Source organism: Isoptericola sp. NPDC057391 (genome assembly GCF_042668085.1).
In the GTDB taxonomy this organism is placed as follows: Bacteria; Actinomycetota; Actinomycetes; order Actinomycetales; family Cellulomonadaceae; genus Isoptericola.
Genome location: NZ_JBHVBO010000180.1, coordinates 1 through 8,093, shown reverse-complemented (window position 1 = coordinate 8,093; position 8,093 = coordinate 1). Strand labels below are relative to the sequence as shown.

At 75.7% G+C, this 8,093-nt stretch carries 8 protein-coding genes, 1 tRNA gene and 1 pseudogene; 6 read left to right on the top strand and 4 right to left on the bottom strand.

The genetic code is table 11. The features are described 5' to 3' along the window. Positions 1-69: 69 nt before the first annotated feature. Complete coding sequence (locus ACFUVW_RS17595) at positions 70-276, top strand: hypothetical protein (protein WP_430572605.1); 207 nt, start codon at positions 70-72, stop codon at positions 274-276. An 88-nt stretch (positions 277-364) separates the two neighbouring features. Here ACFUVW_RS17595 and mscL read toward each other — a convergent pair whose 3' ends face one another. Together mscL and cpaB are read right to left on the bottom strand one after the other, a co-directional pair. Continuing rightward, positions 365-787, bottom strand: a complete 423-nt coding sequence (mscL, locus tag ACFUVW_RS17590; RefSeq protein ID WP_430572606.1) for a large conductance mechanosensitive channel protein MscL — start codon at positions 785-787, stop codon at positions 365-367. Between the two features lie 115 nt (positions 788-902). Further along, positions 903-1,676, bottom strand: coding sequence for a Flp pilus assembly protein CpaB (cpaB, locus tag ACFUVW_RS17585; RefSeq protein WP_430572604.1), 774 nt, complete (start codon positions 1,674-1,676; stop codon positions 903-905). Between the two features lie 148 nt (positions 1,677-1,824). Between cpaB and ACFUVW_RS17580 the strand changes: the two genes are divergently transcribed. After that, positions 1,825-2,007, top strand: a complete 183-nt coding sequence (locus tag ACFUVW_RS17580; protein ID WP_430572607.1) for a hypothetical protein — start codon at positions 1,825-1,827, stop codon at positions 2,005-2,007. A 14-nt stretch (positions 2,008-2,021) separates the two neighbouring features. Here the strand turns inward: ACFUVW_RS17580 and ACFUVW_RS17575 are convergent. Continuing rightward, a pseudogene (locus ACFUVW_RS17575) lies at positions 2,022-2,162 on the bottom strand (FmdB family zinc ribbon protein); the annotation flags it as partial. 103 nt (positions 2,163-2,265) lie between these two features. Between ACFUVW_RS17575 and ACFUVW_RS17570 the strand changes: the two are divergent. After that, positions 2,266-5,007, top strand: a complete 2,742-nt coding sequence (locus ACFUVW_RS17570) for a penicillin acylase family protein (protein ID WP_430572603.1) — start codon at positions 2,266-2,268, stop codon at positions 5,005-5,007. 30 nt (positions 5,008-5,037) lie between these two features. On the opposite strand, the gene ACFUVW_RS17565 is transcribed toward ACFUVW_RS17570, so the two are convergent. Next, a complete protein-coding gene (locus tag ACFUVW_RS17565) occupies positions 5,038-5,694 on the bottom strand; it encodes a 5-formyltetrahydrofolate cyclo-ligase (protein ID WP_430572602.1) in 657 nt (218 codons plus the stop codon). A 112-nt stretch (positions 5,695-5,806) separates the two neighbouring features. Between ACFUVW_RS17565 and ACFUVW_RS17560 the strand changes: the two genes are divergently transcribed. From ACFUVW_RS17560 to ACFUVW_RS17550, 3 genes are all read left to right on the top strand, one after another. After that, the gene (locus ACFUVW_RS17560; protein ID WP_430572601.1) at positions 5,807-6,451 is read left to right on the top strand and encodes a GNAT family N-acetyltransferase; all 645 of its coding nucleotides are present in this window, start codon (positions 5,807-5,809) and stop codon (positions 6,449-6,451) included. A gap of 112 nt (positions 6,452-6,563) precedes the next feature. Further along, the gene (locus tag ACFUVW_RS17555; RefSeq protein ID WP_430572600.1) at positions 6,564-7,928 is read left to right on the top strand and encodes a hypothetical protein; all 1,365 of its coding nucleotides are present in this window, start codon (positions 6,564-6,566) and stop codon (positions 7,926-7,928) included. A gap of 50 nt (positions 7,929-7,978) precedes the next feature. Further along, a tRNA-Ala gene (locus ACFUVW_RS17550) sits at positions 7,979-8,051 on the top strand. Positions 8,052-8,093 lie beyond the last annotated feature (42 nt).

The window sequence follows — 8,093 nt, the reverse complement described above, 5'->3', positions numbered from 1 at the left end:
CGTGCGCCACGCCCCGCGCGGGCGAGGTGCGGCGACCGTCGTCGGCGGGCGATGCCGGACAATGGTCGGGTGAGCGAATCCTCCGACCCGCGCCGCGCCGAGCCCGGCGGCCCGACCGACGAGGCGACCCCGCGCAAGCGTGCGCGCCGCCGCGTGGTCCGACAGGGCACGGAGCGGGAGACGGTGCTGGGCGAGACGGCCGACGACCGCGGCGGTCACGCCGACAACGACGACCGGCTGCTGCGCGACGTGCCGCCGCACTGGGGGCGTCGCTGACGACGCCGCCCGCCGGCCCCGGAGACCTCGTCTCGACGGGCCCGGCCGGCGGCGCCGCCGAGGTCGGTGACGCGGGTTCGGGCGGCGGTCAGTACTGCGAGCGGCCGGCCTGTGCGGCGAGCAGGTCGCGGATCTCCTGCAGCAGGACCGTGTCCTGCGCCAGCGGCTCCGGCTCCTCCTCCTGGCCGCGCGCGCGGCGCTCGGCGAGCTTGTTCAACGGCATCACGATGGCGAAGTACAGCGCGGCCGCGATGATGAGGAAGTTGAGGACCGCATCGAGGAAGCCGCCGATCGACAGCACGGAGGCGGGGATGCCGTCGTGCTCGGCGCGCAGCGTGATGTCCCAGAGGTTGGTCAGGTCCGGCTTGCCGAAGATCGCGCCGATGATCGGGTTGAGGATGTTGTCGACCATTGCCGTCACGACGGCGGTGAAAGCGCCGCCGATGATGATGCCGACGGCCAGGTCGACGACGCTCCCTCGCATGATGAATTCCTTGAACCCTGCGAGCATGCTCTTCACGTGATTCCCCCTGTGATGTGGCGCACCCGGACCGGGCCGGGCATGGGTTGACGGTCGCCGATTCTCGCGGGGGACGCGACGGGCTGCAACGGCGGGCGCGGTCGGGTCACCGCACGAGCACCGCACCGACGGTGCCCCACCCGGACGCGGCGGACAGCCCCGGGGCCTCGTCCTCGGCCACCGCCACGAGGGTGACGCCGGCGCCCTGGGACGTGCCGGTCGCGCCGCCCAGCAGGCCGCTGCCGGCCGGCTCGGGGTTGTCCGGGCTCGGCAGGACGAGTGCCCGCCGCGCGAGGTAGGCGTCGTCCCGGTCGGCGCTGCCGCCCGTGCCGGCGGCCCGCGCGGCCTCGCCTGTCAGGACCAGGTCGACGCGGTCGCCCGGGCTCAGCCACCCCGCTGCGGTGTCCTCCAGCCGCACGGGGACCACGACGGTCCCCCGGGGTGCCTGCGCGACGACGCCGCCGCCGGGCAGCAGCCCGGGGTGGAGGGGGAGCCCGGCGGGCAGCGCGGTGACCGGCGTCCGCCCGACGAGGGCGGCGGGCTCCGTGGCGACGCCGTCGGGCGCGAGGGCGACGGGCACGGCGACGGTGGTGAGGTCCGCGGCGTCCACACGCTCGCCCGCGGGGAGCGTACGGGCGGGGACGACCACGTCCACCGTGGGCGGCGGCGCCGGCCGCACCGCCTGCACGACGGCGGCGGCCGCGAGGCCGCAGCAGGCGGCGGCGAGCACGAAGCGGGCCCGCCAGAGGACGGACCGCAGCCGGCGCGCGGCCCGGCGGCGACCCCCCGGGCCGCCGGGCCCGGGCGGGCGCGCGGTCCCGCCCCGTGGTTCCGAGGCGCGGCGGGCGGCGGGTCGGGGGAGCGTGTCGAGCAGCGGCATGCGGGCGACGCTAGGTCGCCGTGGCTCCGGAGGTCGCCGTGGTGCGCGAGCCTGTGGACGGCGTCGGCCTGGGGGCAGCCTCCCGGTGCGGTGCCACCGCGGCGGCGTCCTCGACCGGGCGCCGCCGGACGGTCAGGAGGAGGCGGCCTTGGAGGTGCTGGACGAGCCGGACGTCGAGGAGCTCGACGAGCTCGAGGAGGTCGAGGAACCCGTCGAGGACGAGCCGCTCGAAGACTCCTTCCCGGCGGAGCTGCCGGACGAGCCGCTCGACGACGAGCTCGAGGAGGCGGCGGAGCCCTTGCCCGACCCGGACCGCGAGTCGGTGCGGTAGAAGCCCGAGCCCTTGAACGTCACACCCACGGAGCCGTACTGCTTGCGCAGCGTGCCGCCGCACTCGGGGCAGACGGTCAGCGAGTCGTCCGTGAACGACTGGTGGACGTCGAAGGCGTGGCCGCAGTCGGCACACCGGTACGCGTAGGTGGGCACGTGATCTCCTCGGGGCGGACGCCGGCACCTGCGCCGGGAGGCGCGATGCTGGCACTCAGGTGATGCGAGTGCCAATCATACGCCGGACGGTAGTCTCGCCTGCGTGTCAGCGACCGTCACCCCTGCAGAGCCCGGAAACCCGTCCGACCCCGACCCCTCCCAGGACGTGACGGAGACCGAGGAGGCACCCCGCCGGCGCTCGCGGCTCCGGAGCGCCGTCGTCGGTGTCGCCGTCGTCGTGGTGCTGGCCCTCGTGGCCGGCACCGTCTTCGCCGTCGTGACGCTGCGCCGGCCGCTGCCGGACCACAAGGGCTCGCAGCAGGTGCCGGGCCTCAGCTCCGCGGTCGAGGTGCGTCGTGACGCCCAGGACGTGCCGCAGGTCTACGCGGACACCCCGGAGGACTTGTTCCGGGCCCAGGGCTACCTGCAGGCGCAGGACCGCTTCTTCGAGATGGACTACCGGCGCCACGTGACGTCCGGGCGCCTCGCCGAGCTGGTCGGCGAGGTCCCGGAGGCGATCGAGGCGGACAAAGTGATCCGCACGTTCGGCTGGCGTCAGGTGGCCGAGCAGGAGTGGCACCTCATCTCGGAGGAGTCGCGCGATTACCTGCAGGCCTACGCGCAGGGCGTGAACGCGTACCTCGAGAGCCGCGACCCGGAGGAGCTCGGCGTCGAGTACACCGTGCTGGGGGCGCGCGTCGACGTCGCCGAGCCGGAGCCGTGGGACCCCGTCGACTCGCTCGCCTGGCTCAAGGCCATGGCCTGGGACCTGCGCGGCAACTACGACAGCGAGCTCGACCGCGCCCTGGCGTACAGCACGCTCGGCGAGACGGAGCTGGTCGACGAGCTCTTCCCGGCGTACGGCGAGAGCGGCAACCGGCCGGTGCTGCGCAACCGCGACCTGGACAACGAGCGCCCCGCCGCGCCGACGTCGACCGACGGCGAGGGCGAGGACGACGGCGAGAGTGACGGCGCGGGGACCGACGCCGAGCTGACGTCGGCCCTCACGGGTCGCGCGACGGGCGGGGGCGGAGCGGCCACCGCCGCGCTGGGTGCCGCCGTCGAGTCGACGCGCAGCGCGCTGGAGGCGGTCCCGGTGCTGGTGGGCCGTGGCGACGCGGCCGGCTCGAACTCGTGGGTCGTGTCGGGGGAGCACACGGAGTCGGGCGAGCCGATGCTCGCGAACGACCCGCACCTGGCGCTGTCCGCGCCCGGGATCTGGTCGCAGGTGGGCCTGCACTGCAACGAGGTCTCCGCCGAGTGCCCGTTCGACGTCGCCGGCTTCTCCTTCGCGGGCTTCCCGGGCGTCGTCATCGGCCACAACGGCGACCTCGCGTGGGGCCTGACCAACATGGGGGCCGACGTCACCGACTTCTTCATCGAGCGCGTGCGCGGCGACACGTGGCTGAAGGACGCCGGCGCGGAGCAGTGGGAGCAGCTCGACACGCGCCAGGAGACCATCCGCGTCGCGGGCGGCACCCCGGTCGACATCACGGTCCGCAGCACCGAGCACGGCCCGATCGTCTCGGACGTGCTCGACGTCGGGGACGTCGTGAGCTCGCCCACCGCGGAGGGCACGGAGTTCGGCGAGTACGCGGTCGCCCTGCGGTGGACGGCGCTGCAGCCCGGTCGCACGGCCGACGCCGTCTTCGCGTTCGACACGGCGAAGGACGCCGACGATGTGCGCGCCGCGGCCGAGCTGTTCGAGGTCCCGGCCCAGAGCATCGTGTTCGCCACGACGGACGGGCACATCGGCTACCAGGCGCCGGGCCGCATCCCGGTCCGGTCCGACGTGAAGGGCCCCGTGCCGTCCGACGGCACCTGGCCCCGCCCGGGCTGGGACCCGCGCTACGACTGGCAGGGCTGGGTGGACCCCGACCACATGCCGCGGTCCCTCGACCCGGAGGAGGGGTTCATCGTCGCCGCGAACCAGGCCGTGCTGCGCGACGGGTCGCGCCCGTACCTCGCCGACGACTGGGACTACGGGTACCGCTCGGAGCGCATCCGCACCCTGCTCTCGCAGCAGATCGCGTCCGGCCGGCCGTTCACGGCCGAGGATATGAACCGCATCCAGAACGACGACTGGTCGGCGTTCGCGGAGGCCCTGGTGCCCACGCTGCTCGACATCGACCTCGACGACTCGTACGTCGCGGCCGGGCAGGACCTGCTCGCCGACTGGGACTACCGCATGGCGGCGGACTCCCCGGCGGCCGCCTACTTCGCGGCCGTGTGGCGCAACCTCCTGCAGGAGGCGTTCTGGGACGACCTGCCCCCGAGCATGCGCCCCGACGGCGGGTCGCAGTGGCTCCTGGTGGTGACGTCGATGCTGGACCGTTCCGAGGACGCGTTCTGGGACGACCGGACGACGGCCAACGTCGTCGAGTCGCGCGACGAGATCCTCACGCGCGCGCTGACCAGCGCGCGCCGGGACCTCACGGTCGAGCTGTCGAAGGATCCGGCGGACTGGGAGTGGGGCACGCTGCACACGCTGCAGCTCGAGCACCCGGTGATCGGCGGCGCGGGCGTGCCCGGGCTGGTGCGCGACCTCGTGAACCCCGACCCGGTGCGGATGCCCGGCGGATCGTCCATCGTCAACGCGACGGGGTGGGACGCCGGCACCGGCAGCTTCGCCGTGACGACCGGCCCGTCGATGCGGATGGTGGTGGACCTGGCCGACCTGGACGCGTCGACGTGGGTGAACGTCACCGGCGTGTCCGGCCACCCGGCGTCGTCGCACTACGACGACCAGCTCGACGAGTGGGCCGCGGGGAAGACGTTCGACTGGCCGTTCACCCGCGAGGCGGTCGAGGAGGCGGCGACGACGCGCGCGACGCTCGTGCCCTGACCCTCGGGTCCTGGCGGGCTTCCCGCGGGCTCAGCCCGCGGGGAGCTCCCGCCAGCCCTCCGTGGTGACGACGGCGTGCACCGGCACGTCGTGCTCCTCGGCGGGCAGCGGGTGGGCGGCGGAGTCGTAGAGCTCCTCGGGGAAGACGAGTGCGACGACGGGCACGCCCGGGCGGCGGATCTTCAGCAGCCGGTCGTACCAGCCGCCCCCCTGGCCGAGCCGGACGCCGCGGTCGTCGACGGCGAGGGCGGGCGCCACGACGACGTCGGCCTGGGTGATGGCCTCGGCGCCGAGAGCGGGGCCGCTCGGCTCGGGCGGCCTGCCGGGGGCGCGCTCGAGCAGGTCGTCGGGCCCGGCGTACTCCGCCCAGTCGCGGGCCAGGCCCGCGCCGAGCACGGGCAGGAGCACCCGGGCGCCGCGCGCGGCGAGCCGCTCCAGCAGGACGTGGGTGCCCGGCTCGGTGGGGCGCGAGACGTAGGTCGCGACGACCGCGGCGTCGCGGACGGCGGGCACGGTGGCGAGGACCTCGGCGAACGCGTGCGCGGCCTCGTCCCGGAGGCGCGGGGAGCGCTCGGCGCGGTGGGCGCGGATGGCCCGGCGGAGCTCCTCCTTGGCGTCCGCGGCCTCCATCCCGGCGACGACGGGGTAGGGCTGGTGCGCTCTCGATCCGTTGCGGTCGCCGTGCATGGGGCCATTGTGGCAGGGTCCCGTCCGGGGAGTTCCCGGCGCGCGCCGGAGATGCCGAGAACGGCTCCGGCCCGCGGGCAGGGGCGGGAGCGTCGGGACGGAACGAGGTGGCATGACGCACAAGCACGCCCGGGGCTGGGCCGTGTCCCGGCCGTGGCCGGTGACGCTGCGCGAGGACGGACCCTCGGGCACGGTCGTCCTGCGCCCGTTGCGCCGCAAGGACGGACCCGAGTGGTTGCGCCTGCGGTCGGCGAACGCGAGCTGGCTCGAGCCGTGGGAGGCCACCTCGCCGGGGGAGCGGCCCGCCGCGTCGACGTTCGGCGACTACCTGCGGGCGCTGTCCGCGCAGGCGCGCGCGGGCACGACGCTGCCGTTCGCCGTCGAGCTCGACGGCGCCCTGGTCGGGCAGCTCACCGTGTCCCAGATCGTCTACGGCTCCCTGTGCTCCGCGAGCATCGGCTACTGGGTGTCGCGCGACGTCGCGGGTCGCGGCGTCATCCCCACGTCGGTCGCGATGGCCGGGGACTACTGCCTCGCGGTGCTCGGGCTGCACCGCATCGAGATCAACATCCGCCCCGAGAACGCCCCGAGCCTGCGCGTGGTGGAGAAGCTCGGCTTCCGCGACGAGGGCGTGCGCGAGCGCTACCTGCACATCCAGGGCACCTGGCGCGACCACCGCACCTTCGCCCTCACCACCGAGGACGTGCCGGAGGGCCTCCTGGCCCGCTGGCAGCAGGTGCGCGACGGCGGCGGCTGACCTTCCTGAGCCTCTCGCGGCACCCGCCGCGGCCCCCGGACCGGCGGCCCGACCACGGACACGCCGCGACGGCGTGCGTCCGCGGCGTCGTCGCGTCCCCTACCGTCGTGACGTGGAAACGTCGGCGGCAGGACTCGCGGTGCTCGCGCTGTTCGTCCTGTGGCTGGGCTTCTGGGTGCCGCACCGGCTGCGGCACCGCCAGCAGCTGCTGGACGCGCGCGTGGAGGACAGGTTCTCCGGCGGGCTCCGGGTGCTGGCGGTGGCGGGTGCGGGCGGCACGCGCGGGGTGACGACCCCGATCGGCGGCGCGACGCCGCTGCTGGCGCCCGGCACGACGTCGGAGGGCGGACGAGGGGAGCGACCGATGGGTCTGGACGACGACGGGGGCGCGTCGCGTGCCCTGACGGCCCCGCGCGCCCCGGGGCAGGCCGACCGGCCCCGCGAGTCCCGCCTCGCCCTGCTCGAGCAGCGTGCCGCGCGGGCGCGCCGCCGGCTCCTGCTGACCGTCCTCCTGCTGCTCCTCACGATCGGCGGCTGGGTCGTCGTCGGGCTCGGCCTGGTGAGCTGGTACGCCGGGGCCGCGCCCACCGCGCTGCTGCTGGTCGTGCTGGTGCTGGGCCGCGTCGCCGTGCTGCAGGCCCGGCGCGCCGACGCGCGCTGGGTCGCGGAGCGCAAGGCCGCACAGCGGCAGGCGACCGAGGCGCGCGCCCTGGCCAACGGCGGACCGCACGCGCCGCGCAACCGGCCCCGGGTGACCGGCCACGCGGTGCGGCCGTCGGCGACGCACACCCAGCTCATCCCTCGCGTGTCGGCACCGGCAGACCAGCCCGCCGCCCGGACCTCCCCGCGGGCGTCGCGGCGCACGGAGCCCGCCTCCCCGAGTTCCCGCGTGGCCGTCCCCGCCGACGACACCCGCGGCGAGGAGAGCGCGGAGCCCGAGCCGGCCCCGCGCCGCCGCGCCGCCGCGTCGTCGGAGCGCCTCGTCTTCGACGTCCGCGCCGACGAGGCGCCGGCGTCGCCGGAGCCCGTCGTCGTCGTGGACCCGGGGGAGGGCGGTGACGGCGTGCCCGCCGGGCCGCCGCCCGTCGGCAGCGAGCCGTGGGAGCCGGTGCCCGTGCCGCTGCCCACGTACGTGACGAAGCCGGCGGCGCCCCGGCGCGAGCCGCGTGCTCTCCCGGCCGTCGGTCCCGGTCGTGATGCCGGTCGTGATGCCGGCCGTGATGCTGCGGGTGTGCTGCCGGCGGCCGACCCGGCGCGCGGCGCCGCCCTGGCCGCGACGATGCGCGCCACGCTCGGCCCGACCGCGACGCCCGCCGGCGCGCCCGTCCCCGAGCGTGCGCCCGGCACGCTGGACGCGACGTCGCCGGCCGCGGGCGGGGCGTCGGAGCTGACCGCGGCGGACGAGCCGCGACCGCGCACGGAGACCCTCGGCCTCCCGCTGGACGAGATCCTCGCCCGGCGTCGCGCGGCCGGCTGAGCCGATTTGGCGACCTGCCGTGACGGGGTGCTAATGTTGGCACCGCTCTCGGGGCTATGGCGCAGTTGGTAGCGCGTCTCGTTCGCAATGAGAAGGTCGGGGGTTCGAATCCCCCTAGCTCCACACATCTCTCCGTCGACACCCCCGCCCTGGAGGAGCTGATGC

Bases quoted from the DNA above. Each gene is read 5' to 3' on its own strand.
- mscL (WP_430572606.1), bottom strand. From the start codon at position 787: ATGCTCGCAGGGTTCAAGGAATTCATCATGCGAGGGAGCGTCGTCGAC.
- cpaB (WP_430572604.1), bottom strand. From the start codon at position 1,676: ATGCCGCTGCTCGACACGCTCCCCCGACCCGCCGCCCGCCGCGCCTCG.
- ACFUVW_RS17565 (WP_430572602.1), bottom strand. From the start codon at position 5,694: ATGCACGGCGACCGCAACGGATCGAGAGCGCACCAGCCCTACCCCGTC.
- ACFUVW_RS17560 (WP_430572601.1), top strand. From the start codon at position 5,807: ATGACGCACAAGCACGCCCGGGGCTGGGCCGTGTCCCGGCCGTGGCCG.